17 protein-coding genes and 1 other RNA gene are annotated in these 19,940 nt (G+C 58.0%); 8 read left to right on the forward strand and 10 right to left on the reverse strand.

The features are described 5' to 3' along the window. Positions 1-72: 72 nt before the first annotated feature. Together V6657_RS11695 and V6657_RS11700 are read right to left on the reverse strand one after the other, a co-directional pair. Positions 73-603 (reverse strand): GNAT family N-acetyltransferase, encoded by a 531-nt coding sequence (locus tag V6657_RS11695; RefSeq protein WP_048933532.1) that lies wholly within the window; start codon positions 601-603, stop codon positions 73-75. Positions 604-758: 155 nt separating this feature from the next. Beyond that, entirely contained in the window at positions 759-1,046 is a 288-nt protein-coding gene (locus V6657_RS11700) for an H-NS histone family protein (protein WP_048933488.1), read from the reverse strand. Positions 1,047-1,234: 188 nt separating this feature from the next. On the opposite strand from V6657_RS11700, the gene V6657_RS11705 reads away from it, so the two are divergent. Beyond that, a complete protein-coding gene (locus V6657_RS11705) occupies positions 1,235-2,170 on the forward strand; it encodes an SUMF1/EgtB/PvdO family nonheme iron enzyme (protein ID WP_160315285.1) in 936 nt (311 codons plus the stop codon). Positions 2,171-2,178: 8 nt separating this feature from the next. Here V6657_RS11705 and V6657_RS11710 read toward each other — a convergent pair whose 3' ends face one another. Together V6657_RS11710 and V6657_RS11715 are read right to left on the reverse strand one after the other, a co-directional pair. Beyond that, the gene (locus tag V6657_RS11710) at positions 2,179-4,485 is read right to left on the reverse strand and encodes a hypothetical protein (protein ID WP_137884833.1); all 2,307 of its coding nucleotides are present in this window, start codon (positions 4,483-4,485) and stop codon (positions 2,179-2,181) included. Positions 4,486-4,494: 9 nt separating this feature from the next. Further along, complete coding sequence (locus V6657_RS11715; RefSeq protein WP_082170170.1) at positions 4,495-7,329, reverse strand: type VI secretion system Vgr family protein; 2,835 nt, start codon at positions 7,327-7,329, stop codon at positions 4,495-4,497. Between the two features lie 398 nt (positions 7,330-7,727). Here V6657_RS11715 and V6657_RS11720 point away from each other — a divergent pair, with 398 nt between their 5' ends. From V6657_RS11720 to V6657_RS11730, 3 genes are all read left to right on the forward strand, one after another. Further along, on the forward strand, positions 7,728-8,687 hold the full coding sequence (locus tag V6657_RS11720; protein ID WP_137884834.1) for a hypothetical protein: 960 nt from the start codon (positions 7,728-7,730) through the stop codon (positions 8,685-8,687). 11 nt (positions 8,688-8,698) lie between these two features. Then, a complete protein-coding gene (locus V6657_RS11725) occupies positions 8,699-9,523 on the forward strand; it encodes a hypothetical protein (protein ID WP_048933491.1) in 825 nt (274 codons plus the stop codon). Positions 9,524-10,319: 796 nt separating this feature from the next. Further along, positions 10,320-10,559: a hypothetical protein gene (locus tag V6657_RS11730; protein ID WP_048933535.1), complete on the forward strand. Its 240-nt coding sequence runs from the start codon at positions 10,320-10,322 to the stop codon at positions 10,557-10,559. 51 nt (positions 10,560-10,610) lie between these two features. Here the strand turns inward: V6657_RS11730 and V6657_RS11735 are convergent, their stop codons facing one another. Further along, on the reverse strand, positions 10,611-10,859 hold the full coding sequence (locus tag V6657_RS11735) for a DUF3562 domain-containing protein (protein ID WP_048933493.1): 249 nt from the start codon (positions 10,857-10,859) through the stop codon (positions 10,611-10,613). A 414-nt stretch (positions 10,860-11,273) separates the two neighbouring features. Between V6657_RS11735 and V6657_RS11740 the strand changes: the two genes are divergently transcribed. Together V6657_RS11740 and V6657_RS11745 are read left to right on the forward strand one after the other, a co-directional pair. Beyond that, complete coding sequence (locus tag V6657_RS11740) at positions 11,274-11,699, forward strand: toll/interleukin-1 receptor domain-containing protein (protein WP_248694648.1); 426 nt, start codon at positions 11,274-11,276, stop codon at positions 11,697-11,699. 258 nt (positions 11,700-11,957) lie between these two features. After that, a complete protein-coding gene (locus V6657_RS11745; RefSeq protein WP_137884835.1) occupies positions 11,958-12,188 on the forward strand; it encodes a DUF3562 domain-containing protein in 231 nt (76 codons plus the stop codon). Positions 12,189-12,241: 53 nt separating this feature from the next. Here the strand turns inward: V6657_RS11745 and V6657_RS11750 are convergent, their stop codons facing one another. Continuing rightward, positions 12,242-12,622, reverse strand: coding sequence for a PHA-granule associated protein 4 (locus tag V6657_RS11750; protein ID WP_048933495.1), 381 nt, complete (start codon positions 12,620-12,622; stop codon positions 12,242-12,244). A gap of 245 nt (positions 12,623-12,867) precedes the next feature. Here V6657_RS11750 and V6657_RS11755 point away from each other — a divergent pair, with 245 nt between their 5' ends. Both V6657_RS11755 and V6657_RS11760 read left to right on the forward strand, forming a co-directional pair. Beyond that, positions 12,868-13,188 carry a hypothetical protein gene (locus V6657_RS11755; RefSeq protein ID WP_048933496.1) on the forward strand — a complete coding sequence of 107 codons (321 nt, stop codon included), beginning with the start codon at positions 12,868-12,870 and terminating at the stop codon, positions 13,186-13,188. 360 nt (positions 13,189-13,548) lie between these two features. Continuing rightward, a complete protein-coding gene (locus V6657_RS11760; protein ID WP_048933498.1) occupies positions 13,549-14,247 on the forward strand; it encodes an SOS response-associated peptidase family protein in 699 nt (232 codons plus the stop codon). 197 nt (positions 14,248-14,444) lie between these two features. Here V6657_RS11760 and ssrA read toward each other — a convergent pair. The 4 genes from ssrA to gmtY all read right to left on the reverse strand — a co-directional run bounded on the left by ssrA (position 14,445) and on the right by gmtY (position 19,934). Beyond that, positions 14,445-14,814: a transfer-messenger RNA gene (ssrA, locus tag V6657_RS11765) on the reverse strand. Positions 14,815-15,018: 204 nt separating this feature from the next. Then, positions 15,019-15,705, reverse strand: a complete 687-nt coding sequence (gmtX, locus tag V6657_RS11770) for a gamma-mobile-trio protein GmtX (RefSeq protein WP_048933499.1) — start codon at positions 15,703-15,705, stop codon at positions 15,019-15,021. Next, the gene (locus V6657_RS11775; protein ID WP_137884836.1) at positions 15,702-18,611 is read right to left on the reverse strand and encodes a VPA1269 family protein; all 2,910 of its coding nucleotides are present in this window, start codon (positions 18,609-18,611) and stop codon (positions 15,702-15,704) included. The genes gmtX and V6657_RS11775 overlap by 4 nt, the downstream gene beginning before the upstream one ends. Positions 18,612-18,617: 6 nt before the next feature. Further along, positions 18,618-19,934 carry a gamma-mobile-trio recombinase GmtY gene (gmtY, locus tag V6657_RS11780; RefSeq protein WP_082170171.1) on the reverse strand — a complete coding sequence of 439 codons (1,317 nt, stop codon included), beginning with the start codon at positions 19,932-19,934 and terminating at the stop codon, positions 18,618-18,620. Positions 19,935-19,940 lie beyond the last annotated feature (6 nt).

Below are 19,940 nucleotides of genomic sequence, written 5' to 3' on the forward strand. Positions count from 1 at the left end.
ATCGCATACACGCTCCAGTCTTGATGGTTCCGATTTTGCCAGCCCAATATGCTCAATCAGCAGGGCGATAGCCTATGACGCTTCAGGGCTGGCGCCGGACAGGTCGCACCACATGTGAATCTTCGACACAAAGCCATTTCCAACGGCGATGGCGTAAGGCTCACAGCCAAATTGGATAAATCCGCTACGCTCATAAAGTGTTTGGGCAGCGAGATTGCCTTCGGAAACCGTCAACTGAATCACCCGGACGCCATGTCTTTCCTTCGCATATCCAAGCGCGCACTTCATCAACTGGCCCCCGAGTCCGAGGTGGCGAAACCCAGCGGAGACATACATGCCAAACAACGTTGCCTTGTGACGCGTCTTTTCCCGTCGCTCAAAGGCGAGGCCGACAACGCCAGCCAGTTGGTTGTCGCATACGCAGCCAAAAACGACTTCGTTGGCATCTTCGCCCTCTGACAGACGTTGCTCCCACCAGGAGAGCGGCAGCGATTCGCGCTCGGTAGCACTCGAGGTGAATGCGTCCAGATGGAGCGAGTAGGCTTCCAGCATGAGGCTTCTGTACTCACGCACGTTGGCTGGGGATAGGCGAATCAGTTCCATGGCGAGGGGCAATTTCGCGTTCGTCGGGAGCGAATGTCTGCTGATATGTACTGGCCCTGGTAACTCGTCAACCCTGGCGAGATGGCCATGTTGGCCCATTGGCGGCGCGAGCCATACAACAGGGCCGGTGCAAGGCTCGCGAAGATGCAACGAGATTACTTAATCAGGAACCGTTCGTAGTTCTTGCCCGCAATCCATGCGGGTGCTCGGCCTCGGCCAGTCCAGGTCAAGCCTGACTTCGGGTCCTGATATTTGGGCTGCACGACAGAACCCTTCCGCTTCTTCGTCTTCGCCGCGAGGCCAAGGTCTTCTGCCGTGAGCCCATACTCGGCCACAATTTGACGCGTCTGGGCGATGACCGTCTGGAGTTCGGCAGCGTGCGCAGCGGCGAGCTGTTGCTCCAATTTTTCCTTTTGTGCGAGCAGCTCTTTGTATGTCGCCATGGTTTCCTCTGAGTTGTGTGAAACGAGATAAGGATAGCCGCAAACGGAGGTGGCTTTAGGAATGCTCCCGCGATTGGCGCTGCCGGGTGAAATTTTGCCGAATCTTCATATATGTAACGCGGCGGGGAGGCGGGCGGGTTTCTCTCCATAATATGGGCTGTTCACCGCTTGTATCGTCCGCGCTCACAATGTCCTGGCTGCCAATTCCATCCCAGACTCTCCGTACACTGGCGACTGCCGTAGCCCTCCTTGTTGGCTCGCATGCATGGGCGCTCGATGCGAGCCCTGAAGTCCAAGGTCTAATTCAGAAGACGAAATCGAACCTCGTTTTCGTAATGGGCGGCACGTTCAAGATGGGCGACTTCGGGCCAGAGTCGACCCCGGACAAGATGCCTCTCGTGCCGAGCTACGGCTATGGAAGCCCGGTCCATGAGGTCCAACTCGATGGTTTCTCCATCAGCAAGTACAAGGTGACGTATGCGGACTTCGATGTCTATTCAGACGCGGAGGGGAAACCTCGTATCGCCACGCTGCCTTACGAAGCCCGATTGCGACGAGTTCCTAACGTGCCGGCCGGGGTTAACTGGCAAGAGGCTAAGGATTACTGCACTTGGCTCGGCAAGGTGTCTGGTTTGCCATTTGACCTTCCGACAGAGGCGCAGTGGGAATACGCTGCGCGCAGTCGCGGCCGGCTCGTGCCCTACGCTACGGACAACGGAAAGTACGAAGAGGGGCGTAACGTAGTCAGCTACGCGCAACGGAAAGCTTTGATGTCCGACGGTAAGTCATCTGCGCCAAAGGTCTACCCTGTCGGTAAATTCCCAAGCAACCCTTTGGGGCTGTACGACATGACGGGCAACGGTACCGATTGGGTCAATGACTGGTTCTCTGAGACCTACTACGAGCACTCGCCACGGAAGAACCCTATGGGTCCTGATTCCGGTACCGAGAAGGTAATGCGAGGGATTGAGGGGGACTACGTGACCGGTGTTGCGATGTATCGGCAGAAGGCCGCACCGAAAATGAAAGCTCTCATCAACGACGATGGAACTGTTTTTTCGGAGCGGCACGCCACCACCGGCTTCCGCTGCGTAGTGAACTCCCCAGCGAAGATTGCCCCCTAACGAACCGTCTACGCGTAAGTGGGCGGCATCCCCATTGAGCCGATGTCCGCCAGCATAGAGTGGTCGATGCCCCAGGTACGCTGCTCAGCGTACTGCGGGGAATCGTTGTTGAACATCGGAAACCCCCGGGTCGGCTCGGACTTCAGCGAGGCTTGCAGGTTGTTGTAGAAGTCTTCCACCTGCTGCCCGTCCTTGGCGGTCCCCACGAGCGCCATGTTCAGAAAATCCCGCACTTGCTTGCGGTTTTCGGCTGTCACCGTATCAGTGCACTTTGAACCGTTCGGTGACATGTGCTGGATGATGTTGTCGAAGTCGCGGCGGGTCTGGGCTGTCTGCAGAATCGCCTTCACGGCGTCCTTGCGCAGGCCATAGTACCGGACGCCATGGTTGCGGCCGTCCAAGCCGTCAATCCTCCAGTCATGGCGTGTCATCTGGTACAGCATGATTCCTTTCGCTTCTGGCGCGGTGTAGCGAAGAAAGTCATAGGGGTTCGCGAGGATTCGGTTCATCAGCCGAACCCGACGGTCTTCCTTCTCGAGTTGACTCATCAGTTGGTCAAACGCTTCGTCGATGGAAGCCTCAGCCCAGCCAACGGCATCTTCAATCTTCTTAATCGTGCCCTCGACAATCATCAAGTGCAGCTTGATGATGTACTCAAAGGCTTCGCTCGCGATGAACTTCAGCTGCTTGTAGTTGGCGTGATAGAGCTGATAAGCCAGCCACTTCCAGAACTGAACAATCTGCCCATAGTCGACTTCCAGCTCGAGTTTGCCCTTCGCACCCAATCCCAAGCACGCACTCGCCATCATTCGGAAACGGAACTTACCGGAGGCGTAAGTCAACTCCAACATGCAGCCGGCGCCGATACCAAGCAGACCGGACACGGAGTCACTAACCTTGGCGAATTCCTGATAGCCCAAGCCCAACTGCTCGGGATTCAACCACTGTAGGCCACCCCACAATTTCACCTCGGCCTTTGCACCGGCAAACACCTCTAACTCCGCTTTGGCTGACGGGTCTAGGTGTCTATCCTCCGGCTTTGCATTGGCTCCTGGGCCGCTCGGTTGTTGGTTGACATTCAGCACTCGCGGCCTACGGGTCGCCGTTGCTGCTGCACCGAAAAGGCCCAGCTCCTTGCGTTTCTCGTCCGTCCAATCGACTGCGACGCCGGCTTCGCCAACGATGCTTGCGCCGACCATCCCGTTCAGCGCAAGCTCAGCAGCAAATCGAATCGCAGTGGACTGGTCCTTGGGGTTGTCAGTTAGCTTCCACACCCAGCCTACGCGGTCAGGGAAATAGATAGTCGTAACGGCCTTGGCTTCCGCGATAGCAATCTCAGCGCGGGCGCTGGCCTTCAGCGCACAATTGCCTTTGATGGGGTCCCATTCGGTCGACAGTCCATAGCCCGCGAAATAGCGCATCACCTGCGCCTGCGCTGTCAGGTCGATGTTGTTGTTCCACTTCGCGTTCGGGTTGCTCGTCGCGCGGTCGTACTTCAGATGCTTGTTCCAGCCATCGGCCCAGTCCCACAACGCGCCCTGGACACAGTGCGTCTCCAGCTTGAGAAAGTCGGCCTTGACCTTGCTCTTGAGCGTCGACACTCCCTTCTTCAACTCGTCCTTGTCGAGCTTGTACTGGTCATTCTCTTTCTTGATAAAGGACTTCTGCCCCGAGTCTTTTTCCTTGGCCGTGCCCTGTCGTTTCTCCCAGCCGGTCGGGACGTAGCGGTCCCAGTTGTTCTTGATGCGGTCCGAGCGCACATAGCGCGCGGTGTATTTGCGGAACTTGCGCACCGGGCCGCCAGCCGCGTTATAGATGGGAATGATTTCGACAATCGACATGTGCCCACTGTCCATCTTGCCCAGCGGCTTGAGCGCCCCGTGGAGCTTCTCTTGCGCGGCCTTTGCCTCCACATATGCCTGCTCCAAAGCATTCGCTGTCTCGGTGTATTTCGCTTGACCCACCTGTGGTGAGAGGTTCAGTTTGTGCAGTTGCTCCGCCAAGTCGTCCGCCTTGGCGTTCGCCTTGTGGTACGTGTCGATGACGTGGTCCAGGTAGTTCGCGTCGTTCTCGAACTGCGTCACGTCCTTGGACGGGATGCACATGAACTCGCCGGTGTCAGGGCGGAAGATGAGCAACGGCTCAGGCACGTAGTCAACGAATACCTTGCTGCCTTTGATTGGATTGGTCGTCGCTGTTCCGCGCACAGGCGGGCGTTCCAGCTCGATGCGGCTCTCGGCGGCCGGCGCGGGAGTAGCGGGCGCGGGAGTAGCGGTCGGCGGGACAGCGGGGACGGGTGAACGCTCGAATGCCATGGCGGTGGATTAAAAGAGAACCTTGATGCCTTCTTGACTGGCTGTGTAGACGCGGGAGATACGCCCCTGCTCATCAGTCATGCCCTGTGCGAGGATGCTGCCTTTGGTGTCCTCAACGACATAGGGGTGATGGGGCAGAATTTCCTGCGTCTCCTTGTTGCGCAGTACGAATTGCTCGTCATAGGGCGGCTTCCCTTTGGGCAGGGTGTTGTTGACCTGAGCTCCGCCTGGGCCCACGAGGTTGTGGTTGGCACCCTTGAAAGTCACCATGCCGGGTGCGTGCAGCTCAATCGTCCCGTTGGTCACCTTGATTTGAGCGCCGGCGGCGTTAAGCAGGACGTGCCGCTTGGCCTCAACGGTGGCGCTCGCCTGGGTCGACGCGAAGGTGACCTGCTTCTCGGCTGCGAATGCTGCACCACCGGTGTTCGCCGTCAAACCGACCTTGCCGGTTGCGGCGTGCAAAGCGATGCCTGGCGTCGCATCAGAGGTCTGGCCAACCGACTTACCATGAGCGAACAGACTGATGCCTTCCGTTGAGGCCATGGCCAGGTTGCCGCCTGCGGCGACATTGGCATCCTGTTTCGCGACGGCCGTGAGCTGGGTTGTGGCGACCAAAACAGCGTCTGCTGGTGTGGTTGCCAGGATGCCCTTCGGGGCCGACACCTGCAGGTGCGGCTGGCTGTAAGCGACAGCGCTGGCTCCCTGGCCACCGGCCTCGGCGTGACGCAGGACCTCGGTGGTGTGTCGAAGCAGTGCGAGCGCCGGAAGGTCCTTCGCGGAAGTCTCCTCAGGAAGCCCCGCTTTTTGCTTCCGCGCAGCATCAGCCAAGGACTCTGCGAGGTCACTGCTGGCCTCGATTTGATTGGCAGCATCCTCGCTATCCAGGAACGAGGTGCCCACATCTGCAGCATGCGCGCTCAACAGCAATCCGGAGCCGGCACGCACGCTGCCGCTGTCATCCGTTGCAAGCGCTGCGCCGTGGCCGAGGTCACCTTCGCGGGAGTTGTCCTTCTGGTCCTTGTGGTGGCCGAGCGTGAGCGCGCTCGCCGCTTGCGTCGTAGCAAGCTGAGTGCGACTCTGGCCAGCCGTATCGTCGAACAGCAACTGATTGTGGCTGCCAGTGCCATCTTGGCTATTGCTCAGTGCCTGGGTCTTGATGCCCGACAACACCGCATTGTGAGCGTACGGACCTTCGTTCTGAGCGCTCCCGGCAAACCAAGCTGGCGCGTTACCTGTGGCACCTGCTGCACCGGCCTGGTTCTGGTTGTACTGGGCATCGGCCTGGCCACTGCCGTTATAGGCGGCGCCAACGACGACCGGGCGGTCGATGTCCCCGTACGGGAATTCGACGAGTACCTCCTGACCCACGCGTGGTAAGGCGACACCACCCCAGTTTGGACCAGCAACCGGCGCGGCAACGCGCACCCAGCAGCCAAGGCTGGCGTCTGCACGGGCGTTGTCCTCGCCGGCGGGGTGCGCCTGTCGGCTCACAGAGCGTGCGCCGCGCTGCCAATGGAATTGAATCTTGATGCGATGGTCGCGGTCGGTGTGGACGGGACCACCGGAGCCAACTACGAGCGCGGTCTGGGTGCCAACTACCGTTGGGCGCGGATGCAATTGCCGACCTTGCTCGTCCTGCAACTGAGGCCGGTACGGCACCTTGGACGAGATGACGGTGAACCGGTTGCGGTAGAACGCCTGGTTCTGTGTATCAGCGCGTGCAGTCCCACCAAACGCTTCAGCCAGGACCCGAGCGAAACGCTCGTTGAAGTTGTTGCGTGCCTGATGGATGACAACCAGCGCAACGAATCGCTCGGTGTCGTCATGCCCATAGTGGTGGAGGAGTGAGAACGTCGTCGCCGGCGCTAGCGTCCGGACCGTCCCTTCGCCGTCGGTCTTCGCATTGCGGACTTCGATGGACTCCAGCACGAGGCGTGCGGTGCGCTCGGCCTGCTTGCTGCTCTCGAACCAGTATTGACCCGGATAGTCGGTGTCCTGCAGGGTGATTTGCTGGCTGCCATCCTTAGGCGACCCGAGTTCAGCTTTGCGGACGACGTTGGCGCGATAGTCTGCACTGGAGAGCGACACGGCATTGGTCTGCCAGCGAGCCACCTCTGCCCAGCGGTCGATGACGTCTTCGCTCGCTGTCGCGTCGGCGCGGCCGAAGCGGATGGAGGCCTGAGCGTTGTCGGTGAAGACCTCATTGGCGTCGGCAATCACCATCCGGTGCACGCCCAGCGATTCGCTGTCAGCCGTTTCGTGCTCGAAGTAGTAGAACAACCCTTCTTCGGCCAACAGCCGCGTGATGAAATCGAAGTCGCTTTCTTCGTACTGCGTGATGACGCTGCGGCGCGTGTACACCGAGGCATCCCGCAATGACCAGCGCCACGCCGGCACCAGCCGGCCCTGGCCACTGTAGTCGCCGAGCACGCTGTCGATAACCTCGATGACCGACATGTCCTGGAACAGGAAGCTGTCCTGGCGATAGCGCAAGAACGCCAGCCAGGGTTCGATTACGAGTCGGTAACGTGCCAGGCCGCCGTTGGCACTGACCTGTTCGAAACGGGTGACGTGGCCATGGAAGGGGCGCAACGCATTGCGGCTCAGCTGCGTCAGCAGGTCCAACCGGACGGCTTGGCCCAACAACTTGGAGGCGTCGAGATTGGCGTCGTCCGAGAGCGCAGTCAGTTCCAGGCGGAAGCCGCCATCGTCGAGGTGCTCGCCAGCTGTCATTCGCTCTGGCAACAGGACTCCTGGCCCGAGCGGCGTTTCCAGGCGCAGCAGGCGGTTGGCCTGGATGAACGCTTCGCGCAGCAAGTTGGCCAACTCGGTCGGTGACACCATCGCTTATCCTCAGTCGGATTCAGTCTTCTGCGCCAATCCGTTTGACGCCCCGCCACAACGCGGCCGACATAATAAGCGAGATGCCGTCCAAATCCACCGTATGGATTCTCAATTTTTTAATTATTAGTAATCTCGAATTCTGTTCTGACTGAGTTCGAATTCACCGAATCGGGGCGAGGCATCGCAGGCTCTGCCATGCTTTGTTAATTATTCTTAATAAATCATTGTTCTTTGCTCAAGCCAACACCGAAAGCGCCGATAAATGCTCACGGACACGATGCGAAAAATCATTGTGGCGCCGCTTACCCCTTCCATGCTCCTTGAGCGCAGGTTCATGAACTGCACTCTTAACGTCTCGTTTGCTTGACTGCGGTCAGGGCTGAGCACCGGAGGGATATTTGTTCGCCAACCTTCTCCCTATGCAACCAGTACGCCCTCCACTCCAATTCAAGCGACGCGAAGCAAGCAAGGTTCAAGACCCAATGAAACCGGCGGTGACATGGGTTGCTGTCTTGACGGCACTCGTCGGCGCGTTGGCCTTGTTGGGCACGCTGTTTCTTTGGACGCAAAAGAATGCGGGCCGCGCTTATCGCGAGGCATACCTACACACGTTCGGATTCCGGGCAGACGCTCTCCCATGGAATACGGACGACCTCGCACTTTTGGGTTACTTCGCGCAAGTTGACGTTGTGCTGCTAATGCTGGGCTTGTTTATCGCGCTGGCGTTGCTTGGGGCAGCTCTAGCAATTGCCGGGGATTACTTGAGTCGACGTTTTTTCAAAGAAAAAGAAAGTGACGAAGTCAAGGGGGAAGGTAAAGGCAAAAAAATGGAGAAGAAATTCACCATTCCGCCAGCGGCCGCAATCTACTGGTCCATTGCGGTTGTTCTGGTGGCTTTTGCGTACTTCAACTTGATTCCGATTGCGCTTTTTCAAAAAATGAAGACAAAGGGCGTGCTTGACGCTCAAAATCAGATTGGCCTTATCGAAAACTTGGATTCGGAGAAGTTTAAAGAGGGTGGGATTAATTTTGTCGAGATTGCTCGTGAGAAGTCAGAGCCGGTTTGGGGGGCTGCCATCTCGTGTACAGAGAAATTCTGTGCACTGTACTCTCCGGTCGGCCCCGTTCATGCGCGCATTGTTCCTCTCACCGACGTCAAGATGTGGTCGACCCTAGGCTGGGCCGATGTCGCTGCCCGCAAGAAAGCCGAAGCAGACAAAGCTAGCAAGCAAAGTCAGGCGGTCGATGTGGCGCAGGCGAACCCACCCACGTCGGGAACCCCATGTGTGCAAGATGGAGCTCGAGTCCCGCGACGAGTACCGTCAAGCGTGAGCGGGCAGCGTGGCAATCGGACCTAGAAAAATGATTGATGGAAAACAGTACCGTGACTGATGAAATCAAAACTAAGGAAAGGTTTCTTGTCCAGGAAGTCGACAAGCGTCTCGCCGACTACTTCCGGCGGCTCGATATTCCTTACTTGTCATGTCTGCCCGACAACACCGAGCAGAATTTCTTTGACCTCAACCAACACTGTGCAGACTTGATAGGCTGCGCTGGCACGTGGAAGGCGCTGCTACTTGAATTCAAAATTCACCACGAAGGAATCCTGCCTTCATTCAAGCAAATCCAACATGACGGCCTGCTGGTACTGAACAAATTCGGCATCCCCGTCGAGTACTGCTTCAATAGGGCGGCGCTACCGCCAACGTCTACAGATGACGTGTTTCTAAGCCATCTCCTGGTTTGTGATGCAGCGCCACTCCCCGGGAGGAAGCCAGCCCTGACTCATGGCACCTTGCTGCAGCGATTGCAAAACCTGGTAACGGGAACGCCGCCGTCGCTGACCCCTCTGGCCATTTGTGACAGTAGCTTGTTCGGTACTCAACGTGTGGCGCAGTTGAACACCGCACGTCTCCTCATCTTGGCGGACGGAACCGTAACGCACCTCGGCATCACTGAAGGACGTGCGTTGGTCGACTCCCTTTTAGCGAACAAGCATTGGGCCGGCGACAAGAATGTCACCCGCTTGCGGCACGACCTCGAAAAATTGCTCAACTCGAGGGACCAGCTGTTCGAAGAATTGTCAGCAGCCGGATGGGCGCCCGCGCCGCCGTCTTCTGAGCATCTTTCTGAGGTGCTAGGGGAGTCGGAGGACGAGGAAAAATCGCTCGGTAACAATCTCCGTCCCTTCTAACGAACCACACGGGAGAGTGTCCGCAATGACGTTAGCAATTCCAGAAAACACTGAACTCATCAAGTTGGCGGTCGAGGTGGTGCCTCGTCCAATCGCAGAGTTGCTCTTGGGCGTGATGTTGGTTTGTACCTGCTTACTGGTTGTGAATCGCATGCTGCGCGTACTTGTTGCGTCGAGCGTTACGTGGAAGCGCGCCGCACACGCCCTCGGGCAACTCGCGGCCATGTGCACACGAAAGGTCCCACGCTGGGTGTGGGGCACCAAACGCCGTAGGCCTCGCCCGGTGGTTAAGGCAGTGTCCCTTGGAGGGGACGCGGTGCTTGCTTGGCACACAGCAATCTACTGCTTCGCAGTAGCTGCAACGGTTATTTTGGCCCTTGTTGTACGGCATCCTGCGTCGTTAAGAGTCGTCGCACTTGGCACTCTCGGGGCGATGGGATTCTTTGTGACTGCAATCATTTGCCGGAATATTGGTGCCCGGAAGGCTCGCGAACTCTCACTGCTCTTTAGGCGCCAGCGCAGGAACCGGATGGTCGTCGCGCAGATGTATGGCGGAGTGTCAGTGTTGTTCGCAACGATGGTCGGCCTGGTACATCTTGTTGGTTCGATGAGCTCCTGAATTCGCTTCCGCTTGACGGTGCACGGGGTGGATTGTGTTTGATAAACGTAGGCACGTAGACTACGAATGTCGTTTAGGGTCGGCCGGTGCGACGGCCCTCAGGTACCCTCCAGCAGAGCCGGCCAAAACATCAAAGCTGGTATGCTGCCTATTACGACAACCAGACAGGAGGGCGTCATGGCTGCGAAAGAGGTCTCGAAGAAGAAGTACCTAAAAATCTTAAACAAACGCCTGCGCTCTGAACCAGGTGCCTCGCCTAAGGCCCTGTTTGTCTTCTACCCTCCGGGCGTGAAGGCGAAATACGCCACCGGCATCACTGCGAGTGAGCCAAACACCAAGCGCGAATTGGGAATTATGGCGGCAATCCAGCGCAAGGCAGCTGGCGAGTTCATCGTCACCGACGAAAAGGCGACGTAGACAAGGGCTTAGGCGCTGGTCTGGCATCTTCATGAGCTCTACCGGCCGCAATCAGAATTCGTCGTGGAAGGTGCCGTTGGCACCAGCCGCAGTCCTGAGTCTTGAGAGTGTCTTTTTGGCGGCGAGAAGGACAACGTAGGTTTCCACGGTTGCTCCAGCCGACAACGTCCGCAGCGTCTCGCGAAAAACCGGTGCCACGACATCGGGCGGCAAACCGACTCTGTCGGAGATGTCGAGTACATAAGCGTAGTGCGCTTCGTGAAGCTCTGGGTCGGTCACTTGTGCGCTGGCGTCAGCCAAGGTTCAGATGTTCACGATTGTGAACGATTTCCTTGGCCATGCCGATGGGCGCATCGAGTTGCGCCTGGTTAAATCTGCAGCCGAGAGCCGACTGCTAACATCAGCGCTGTCTCAATAAATGAGGGCATGGCAATGGCAAGATGCACGGCACCCGTACGTGGACACAGCTCGGCAGCAGCGGCTGCGGCCTGTCCTGCATGTAGCAGCCGCGGCTACCGCTACGGCGGTGGCTACAGTTCACCCTACTCCACATCCGCGAGCGGAGGGGGTAGCTACAGCAGCAGCGGCGCTGGTGGTAGCCGGTCCAGTGGCGGAGCAAGACCGCGCTGGTCGCGAGCCGGTTCATCCGTCTCGTACACGACTTCCCAGGTACAGTCACTCACGCCAATTCGAGAATCCGTTGAGAAGACTGCGGTGGCGCAGCCTGACCTTCGCGATTGCTTCCTGTGCCACGCGTGGGATGACCGGCAAGGGGCAGCCAAGGAACTTTACGAATTGCTCGTGGCGGCTGGCGTCAAGGTTTGGTTCAGCGAGAGGGACCTTGGCCTCGGCGTGCCGATGATGCGTGCCATCGACAAGGGCTTGGCCAATTCGCGCATCGGGCTCGTGCTGGTCACACCGAACCTGTTGCGCCGCCTCCCACAAGAGGGCGTCGCCGACAAAGAGCTTTCTGCCCTCCTGGCGGGCAACCGTCTCGTGCCCATCGTGCACCAGACGACGTATCCAGAACTCCGGAATGTCAGCCCCTTGCTCGCTTCCCGAACCGGCCTAGACACTGCCGAAGACTCTATGTCGGTTGTCGCAACCAAGATTGCCGAGCTGGTCGCCATCTGGGCCTAGCAGTTTTCTTCTAACGGGCGACAGCCGAATACTATTGGTTTCTCCCACCTTTGCGCCCCTTGGCTTAGGCCTCGGGGCGTTGCTGTTTGCGCACCCCGCAACGAGAATTTTCGGGCCGTCGAGTGGTCGCACGCACTAATGGACCATCCGGCGGTACAAGCGAACAGGTCAAAGGTCACAGGGACCACTGTTCCTGGCCGGCTTCGGACTATCATTAAAGTCCGAGAATTGCGAGTCGTGGCGAACGCTACGGAATAAGTGGGCAAGCCCGAGCTTCACGAAGCGCACTACGCTTGCGTGCGCGACATTGCCGACAGGGTTGGTTTGCCGCCAGAAGTGGTCGCACCAGTCTTTCGCGAGACGCTGCAGACACTAACTGCTGAGGCAACCGTAGAAACCTATGTGGTTCTGTTCGCCGCCAAGAAAACGTTGTCGAAGCTCAGGAGCGCGGCAGGCACGAGTAGCCCCGTTCATCGCAACAACTATTGAGCGGGCCAGAGTAACGGACGCAGCTACTTGGCTGTAGCTTTAAGAGTGAGACGCTACTCAGCCCAAACCATATCGACCTCTCGCAGCAAGTGGCCGCTCAGAATGTAGTCGCCAAGCTTTGCAGCCTTGACCTCGAGCTGCTCCAGTTGGCCTGCGGGCAATAAGTCCAAGTCGAACTGACAGTACAGGTTCCGCTGCCGGAACGTGGCCTTGGCGCGCGAAAGGCCAGCAACCAACGCGGCAGGCGATGTGACCGCGATACTCTCGTGCCCTCGAAACTCGACACGAACGCCAACTGCCCGCCCGAGCCGGCCAAGCTCAACAGCGTCTTGCCAACCAGCTTCATAGTCCAGTTCGACAACTGCGACACCGCCAGACCCCACCAGCCGCAGAGCTTCTTCCTTGGTACCGGCGCGCGCCGTGGCTGTCGTCATATGGCCGTTCCGCGGAATTCGCGAGGGCATGCGTACCCCTTGTTCTGTTTGCATCATTTTTGTTCGAGCGCACTCAAATGGGCGCTGCCTGCTTGGTTGAGCCGACCGCTATTGACCATCACTTGGACGAGAGGTCAGCTGCACTCGCCACGCGTTGTTGGCGGCTCATCCGCCACATGGAGCGGGCGCTCATTGACGGGATGCCTTCGGCCGCAGATACTGGATAAATATACAGTAGTTCAGCCATGGCAGCACGTGACGTTCCCACCTCCGCAAACCAGCGTAAGAAGCTCTCGTCAGCAGCGCTTCGCGCCGTATGGCAGCGCAATCCCTCATCCGACGTGCGCGACCTGCTCTGGGAAATCTATCGTCTGCAGGACATCGCCAGGCAGGCGTACGGCGTTCTCACGCTGGCCCGGCTGTGGGGCATCGATAAGCCCTTCTTGGCGAGATTGAATGCGCTTGATTCGGCATTGTTCGCCGAGCCAAGCCTCTGGGAGCGGCCGATTAGTTGGTCGACGGAAGAAGAGCAGGCGTTGAAACGCCTGTCGCGTGGCCGGCGGTAGCGTTACCGCGTTGGGGGATTCCACATGTCGTTTCCACTACGGCGCCGCTTCCCGCCGCTCACTAGAAGGCGTCTTCAGGAGATTCAGCGACAGTACGGCCATGACCCTGTTGTGCGCCGCTTGTTGTGGGAAATCAAAGGCCTACAGGTAGTCATCATGCGCGCACGGCAGCTCGAGCAGTCACTGCCGCCGGGTAAAGGCACAACGGATACCGGCCTCATCCTTGGCGCCCTTCGACGCGAATTGGCGGCTGAGTCCTGGTTGCGGGAGTGGGAGTACGAGATAGACACGTGCGGAAAGATGCCTCCGTGATGAATGCCTACAATGGTTCATCGCGTCCCGTGCACGGGGAGGAGCGTGATGTGTACCAACTACTCGCCGGCGAAGGTCGAACGCTTGAGGGTGCTCCTGGGCCTTGGCCCTCCGATTGAGTACCCGCCGGAGACGTTCCCCGACTACGAGTCGCCGCTCATCCTCATCAACAAGGATGACAAACAAGATTGCGTTGTAGCCAACTTCGGTTTCGCGCCTGCCGAGTACGCTCCCGCAGGCATGCCCAATCCAGTGAACGCGCGTGCAGAAACCGTGGCCACCAATCGAATGTGCAGCAAGTACTGGAAAGCCTGCAACCTTTGCATCGTGCCCGTCGATGCCATCTACGAGCCGTGCTACGAAAGCGGCCGCAACGTGCGGCACAAAATCTGGATAAAGGGCGAAAGCGAGTTCGGCATCGCCGGCATCTGGCGCGCTTGGGAATCGCCCACCGGTGGGCCACCGCGCCACACGTTCGCGATGCTGACGTTGAACGCAGACGACCACGCCATCTTCAAGCGCATGCACAAACCGACCAACCCAGATGGCACTCCAAAGGAGAAGCGAGGGGTGGTCATGCTCACGCGCGACAAGTGGAACGACTGGGTGGCCTGCCGGGACCCCGAGGTGGCGCGCAGCTTTTTGTCGTTGTACCCAGCTGAGCTCATGGACACGGCGCCGGCCCCTGTCGACCGTAAGGCTGGGCGGCAGCCCGGGGCACCGCCCGCGAGCGGCGACCTCTTCTAGGCCTCGACTTTGGGCGTCACACAATGGTCCGCCCGCAATCATGACGTAGGCTTAAAGCCCTGCAACACTGCCCGTGCCTATGCTTCGGTTCCAATGCGAGCGAAGCAGACGTCGCTTCCACGACTGGTTGCTGCCGTGATTCCGAGATTGATTAGAAGGGGTGAGGAATGCCGCGCGAGAATCGCGCGGCATTGAATATATGGAGGCGGCGGGAATCGAACCCGCGTCCAGAAGAAGTCCGCAACAAGTTCTACATGCTTAGTTCTGTCATTTGATTTAACCGCAGCGACGCGGACGAACACGCTGCACTACGGCGATTCACTAAGTTTTCGACCTTGGCGTCGCGACGCCACCAAGGCTTAACTGACGTATATGACCTCTGGCGGTATTGCTACCGGTCTTGCGACACTAACCCGTCAGTGAGCTAGGCAGAGGACGGCGGCCCTTAGGCTGCCAGTGCGAACGTTTCGTCGTTTGCAGTTACGATTTTCCCATTGATTAACGAGGTGACGGGTCCTCGGCATGCCCCAGCTGCTTCGTAGCCCCTGTCGAAACCAGGTCGCCCCCGCAGTAGGCTGACCCACATCTATGGGTCAGCTACCATTTTACAAGAGACTGGTGTCCTGCGCCACGCTTTCAGAGACAAGCGAACGCAATCTCACTTCGAAGTGATACCAACGGGCTCTTGGCGGCGAAGCTCGGTGCACTTCGAACCGCAAAGCCCAACCAGACGAGTCGCGGCCATGCAGCAGACACAATTCTGCGATGCCCTCAGGTATTTCGAAGTACTTTCCGGACCGCCACGACAAAACCGGGCTTGAATATGGTTCGCGTACGTCCCTCGCCAAGGTCTTTGACGACGCGCCCATTCTTTTCCTCCTTCCATCCTTCGGCACGCCAGAGTTCCGGTGAAACTGCGTGCTCGAATGCCTCTCGCTCAAGGGCATTCAGCGTAGGGCCCGTCTGAATCTCTAACGACATGGTCCCGTCCGCCGCACGCGGTGCCGTCTTCGCAGAGACGGTCGGCCGCCGGTCGATGACTACCTGGGTCTGAGCCTTGAGAAGGTTCACTTCCGCTTGCAACATGCTCCGCTCGCGAATCAGCTTCTCAACGATGATGCGTGCGGCAGGGTCGGGGATGCTACGTGTGAGTGCATCAACAGGGCTAGACTTCGCAACCTCACGCAGCTTGGGGCCTCCAGCATACGCCTGCCAAGCATCGATAAGTTTCCGGTAGTCAGCCGATTGAGGGTTCCAAAGGGCCTTTACTTTCAGACCGCCACGAGCCTCGACAACTTCGCCAACAGCCTTTAGAGAGTAGTCCTTGTTGCCTAGCTCGTTTCGCTCCCTGCAGACTGTGTGGATAAGTTCGAGGTTACGACGCTTTGTCGGATGCGAAGCCGTAGCGAGGATGGCATCCCGGACGGCGTCGGGATGGACACTGCTGATAGTGCTCATGAAGTGGATAGCTCCGGCAGAGCTTTAGTCGGAACAACGCGTTGCTGCACCCCTTCATTGGTGGCAATGCGAAGGGCCTCGTCAACCGCTCCGCCCAATCGCTGGCGGAGAGACTGACGCGCGTCAATCAACGATATGACCTGATAGCGCCCCAAGGCGGGGTTCTGTGGATTCATGTGAGAAGCAAGCTGGCGCAGGAGTGCGCTTCCAACGAGTTTCTGCTCCTCCTCTGTGAGCGTCAGAAACACCGGCGCCAGATGGTCCCTAACCAGAGCAGCATCCAGTAACTGCCCTTGTCGGAGGACCGCCTTTCCGGGGTCTAGGTCATGGTACAGAACCGAACCCTCGCAAACACCGGAAACCTGGAGGAGTTCCGAATCGACCTCCTCAATGGCGTATTCGAACTCGCCCAGGCCTCCTACCGCCACTAGCGAAGTTCCGTCCCCTTTCGCCAAGGCCATACGGCAGCGCTCCATTAGGCGCGTGATGCTAGCGACAGTTTGAGTTAGCTCATCAAATTTCTGGACTGCTCGCTCAAGCGAGCGCTGTGCTTCGAGGTATTGTTTTTGTTCAGCAAATATTTGGTCGGCCGCCAGCGCTGTCGCCCGTCGGTCCTCCAAGTCACGAAAGCGCTTCTCTGCGACCACCACCTGCTCTCTAGCGTCATAGCAGTGGTAGTTCGCGTTGTTCCAGCGCGCCGCCAACTGAGGGAGGAAATATGGGCGAGTGATGAACCATCGGCACATGGGGCAATTGCGCGCGCCGCCTGGCACTGGGCCATAGCGACGAGCGGTCTCGCTCCCAATGTTCACGCCACCGTTATGGCAACCTGGCGCATCCAGTTCTACATTATTTCCACCCACGAGACATAGGCCGTCCATCATAGACATCCAACCCGCTGGCGACCTCAGGTGAACCTGCTCTGGCACCGCCGCTCTGAATGCATCGGCGTTGTTTTCGATGACATCGCGCACGAGTTGCTCATACTCGGCATTGGCCAGCCAGTCTTTGATGTTGTCGTCAGCTGATTCATTGAGTCGCTGAACACCTGCTTGGATGGCCTCCCGTGCCTGCATTGCACCCGGTTTGGTGTAATACAAGGTCATGACAAGACGACTGTGACCGGCAATCTTTTGCAGAATGGCTAACGGCACTTGGCCATCCAATGCCAAAGCGGTTATCAGAGAGACACGAAGACTATGAAGCGAGAACAATGTCGTATTGGCATTCTTGGCCCGATGCTCCTCATCGGGAACCAATCGAATGCGGTCGCCATTGGGTAGGGTCTCACCACGCCTCTCTAGCCTAGCTTGCAACTCTTCCAGGCAAATGAACCACGGGCGGTCAAGCGCGAGAATGGTCAGCGGAAAATCCGGCCTCTCGGCGTTCTCAGGCGTTCGAAAAAGGAACGCGGTATCCGGATAACTCGCAAGCTGAACTTCGGACTTAATAGGAATATGCCGACCGTCGAGTTCCGACCACTTAGTGAGTCTCTTCAGTGGATTGAACTTCTCCTGCCAACGTCGAAGCTTCTCAAGCCAGTAAAACGGGTCTTGGTGGCTTGGGCCTCCAACAATCCATGGCACGTTGTAACCTTTGGCTGTACCTGCTTTCTCCCGGTCGGCGGTCTTGTTTGTGTTGATGTGAAGCAGCACCTTTGCATCGCCATCAATAAGACGATTGGGGCGAAGGAACACGCCATTCGCATACGGCTCTCGCTCACTTCCTTTTGCAAGGCTGTTGGCATTGACTAGCCACTCACCTTCCTGCCATCTCCAGGTATCTGCTTCTCCAGAATCGAGCATGCGAACCTGCAATGTGCGCAACGGCAGCTGAAGCTTTACAAGCAACGCCACCCAACGAACCGGGCTCCACATTTCGTGGATGGTCTCCTTCTTTCGTGCCTGACCTCGGTTGCCGGGCTTGCTACGCACAAAGCGGGTTCGCGTACGCCAGACGCAGTCTGGGTCAGACCGGTCGATTGTTCGAGGGTCAACCTCAAACCAGACGCGTGAGATTCTGGCGCCATCTAGCTCATCAAGAACGTCGCTATCGTCCGTCTCGTCGCCTATATTGCGGAACAGCGCTGAGCTTGTAAGGCCGAGAGCGTTCTGCGCCCAGCGCCAATCTCGAAAGTTGGGCCCCTCCGCAATCATCTTCCGTAGCTCGTCAATGTACCCATATGGCAAAGTGGGACGAACACTCTCTGATGGACGGGGCAATCCGCTGCGACTCAAGTGGGGAATGGGATTGCGAAACGCAGAGGAGGTCTGTAAGCGGCCCTCGTCATCCTCTTCACAAAAATCTGGCTTCGTAAGCACCCACTCGATAAAGAAGTGTGCGCAGTTGTGAGTGAGAACCTTACCTTGCGTACGCTCCTTGCCCCATAACGTCTCGTAGAAATCCGGCACCACCGTCCTGTGCATCAACACAGTTGCAGGGTCTGTCGGAAGACTGGTCTCCACCAGGAAATCCATAAACGCATTGACCCCCTGTAGGGCATGACCAACGCCGGCCTCTCGGCCTCGGACCCATTCGGAACCAAGCGCTCGCCAAGCCTCGAGTTGAGGATGAAGCTTGGCAACCCACTCAAGGTTGACATCATTGCGTTTGGTGACTCCAAACCTCTTCTTAGCTCTGCTCTTGCGTTTCTCTTCCGTTTTGGATGTCTTCGTTGCAGGGGGCGTAGGAAACTTCATCAGCATCGACACGTTGGCGAACTTCCATGACTTGCCGGTCTTGGTGCGGATACCCTCTGCATTGAGCTTGTCCGCGATTTGCTGGAGTGTCATCCCCTGCTGCACATACCCCACGCATCGGGCAGCGAGAGCTTCTCGCCGTTTGTCGAATTCGACTGCCGCTGCCTGCGCCCTTTGATATGCAACGGGTAGCTTCTTGGTTGCCATTTGGTGTCACGTCGAGATTGAGGGGGTGCGGGCAGCTTGCAGAACGTCCGCATGGTTTGCCTTGATGATTTCAGAGCGCAGAGCCGCCGTCTTGTCGTTGAGCCTCGCCACTGCGCGACCAATATGCTCCAAGCACTCCGCCCTGTCGGCCGCCGTGTATACCTCCTGGCTCTCAAGGGAAGAGTGGTGCATGAACCGACGAATCATCTCTTCCGGAACACCAGCTTTCCGCAGACGCTGCCCATATGCGTGGCGATGACCGTGGATAGACGTTCCGAGGTGTTTGGCTGGCTCAAGCCCGATTCGCCGCACTGCGGCCGCGTGAGAGTCCTCAAACTTGCCCATCTTGTAGAGTTCGCCGACGGGTTCGCGCATGGTGTTCATGAACGCGAAAGGATGGTTGCGCCGACTGGGGTCGATGGCGAGTATCTGTTCAACATAGCAATTCCAGATATTCCAGAAGAGCTCACCGAACTCGGGGACGAACCAATAAGCCTGCTTGTAGTACCCGCCCAGCTGGGACTCATGCATGCCCCCCTTCCAGCCCGCAGCAGATGTGGACAGCCCCCAGTCCCGAGGAGAAAGCCCGAAGCGTTCAGCCAGGTATTCAGTACGACACCCCTGACGTTGACGGCCTGAAGGTTCCAACCAGTTAGGGTCAGGGGGGGCGTTGCCCCAGGCAGGATGATGAATCAGCACTAGCGCTTGTCCCGCTTTTGCTGGGTCCTCCATGACATCCCAGAGGTACAGATGAAAGGGCTCAGACACGCGGAAGCCAGCCCCATTAAGCAGGAGCGTTATCAGCATGTCGCGATAGTTGTATCGCCTGCCTACCTTGAATCCTTTGAGCACTAGGTCAAGGATACGGTCTTCTGCAAACGAGGGCGCAGCCTCCCGTTCCACGTTGGGCGGGGAATGTCCTTTCCCTCTGGTAGCCCTATCACCAGGTTTGCGCGAAGTCTCTTCGAAGGTCGACCAAGTATGTCCGAGAAAGGCTTTGTTTCGCCTGTACTTATAAGCCGCTTCAGCGAGACGCCTGTCGTATTGACTGCCGCGCCAAGTCTCCGCCGGATTATGTTTACCAGCACCTTTTGAAGCCCACCATTCGAAGAAGTCGGTCAGGTGTCGAATGATACGGGTGCTGTTCTTCTGTCCACGAGCGCTCCACCACAAACCGCTGGGGTCTTCGCCAGTCGCTGCAGTCACCGTGCCCGTCAGGAGCCGTTGCCTGAAATTTTGGAAAATGGCCTGCTCGTCTGGATACGTGGCATGCACGTCCAAGTAGGCAAGGAATAGTCTGACTGAAGCAGTGACCTTGACCATCCAATC

The organism is Ralstonia sp. RRA (assembly GCF_037023145.1).
Classification (GTDB): Bacteria; Pseudomonadota; Gammaproteobacteria; order Burkholderiales; family Burkholderiaceae; genus Ralstonia.

What these genes read in the sequence shown, in the direction of transcription:
- V6657_RS11760 (WP_048933498.1), top strand. Translation starts at nt 13,549, where the DNA reads ATGTGTACCAACTACTCGCCGGCGAAGGTCGAACGCTTGAGGGTGCTC.
- V6657_RS11730 (WP_048933535.1), top strand. Translation starts at nt 10,320, where the DNA reads ATGGCTGCGAAAGAGGTCTCGAAGAAGAAGTACCTAAAAATCTTAAAC.
- gmtY (WP_082170171.1), bottom strand. Translation starts at nt 19,934, where the DNA reads ATGGTCAAGGTCACTGCTTCAGTCAGACTATTCCTTGCCTACTTGGAC.
- V6657_RS11695 (WP_048933532.1), bottom strand. Translation starts at nt 603, where the DNA reads ATGGAACTGATTCGCCTATCCCCAGCCAACGTGCGTGAGTACAGAAGC.
- V6657_RS11705 (WP_160315285.1), top strand. Translation starts at nt 1,235, where the DNA reads ATGTCCTGGCTGCCAATTCCATCCCAGACTCTCCGTACACTGGCGACT.
- V6657_RS11755 (WP_048933496.1), top strand. Translation starts at nt 12,868, where the DNA reads ATGGCAGCACGTGACGTTCCCACCTCCGCAAACCAGCGTAAGAAGCTC.
- V6657_RS11710 (WP_137884833.1), bottom strand. Translation starts at nt 4,485, where the DNA reads ATGGCATTCGAGCGTTCACCCGTCCCCGCTGTCCCGCCGACCGCTACT.
- V6657_RS11715 (WP_082170170.1), bottom strand. Translation starts at nt 7,329, where the DNA reads ATGGTGTCACCGACCGAGTTGGCCAACTTGCTGCGCGAAGCGTTCATC.
- V6657_RS11700 (WP_048933488.1), bottom strand. Translation starts at nt 1,046, where the DNA reads ATGGCGACATACAAAGAGCTGCTCGCACAAAAGGAAAAATTGGAGCAA.
- gmtX (WP_048933499.1), bottom strand. Translation starts at nt 15,705, where the DNA reads ATGAGCACTATCAGCAGTGTCCATCCCGACGCCGTCCGGGATGCCATC.
- V6657_RS11750 (WP_048933495.1), bottom strand. Translation starts at nt 12,622, where the DNA reads ATGACGACAGCCACGGCGCGCGCCGGTACCAAGGAAGAAGCTCTGCGG.
- V6657_RS11775 (WP_137884836.1), bottom strand. Translation starts at nt 18,611, where the DNA reads ATGGCAACCAAGAAGCTACCCGTTGCATATCAAAGGGCGCAGGCAGCG.
- V6657_RS11725 (WP_048933491.1), top strand. Translation starts at nt 8,699, where the DNA reads ATGGAAAACAGTACCGTGACTGATGAAATCAAAACTAAGGAAAGGTTT.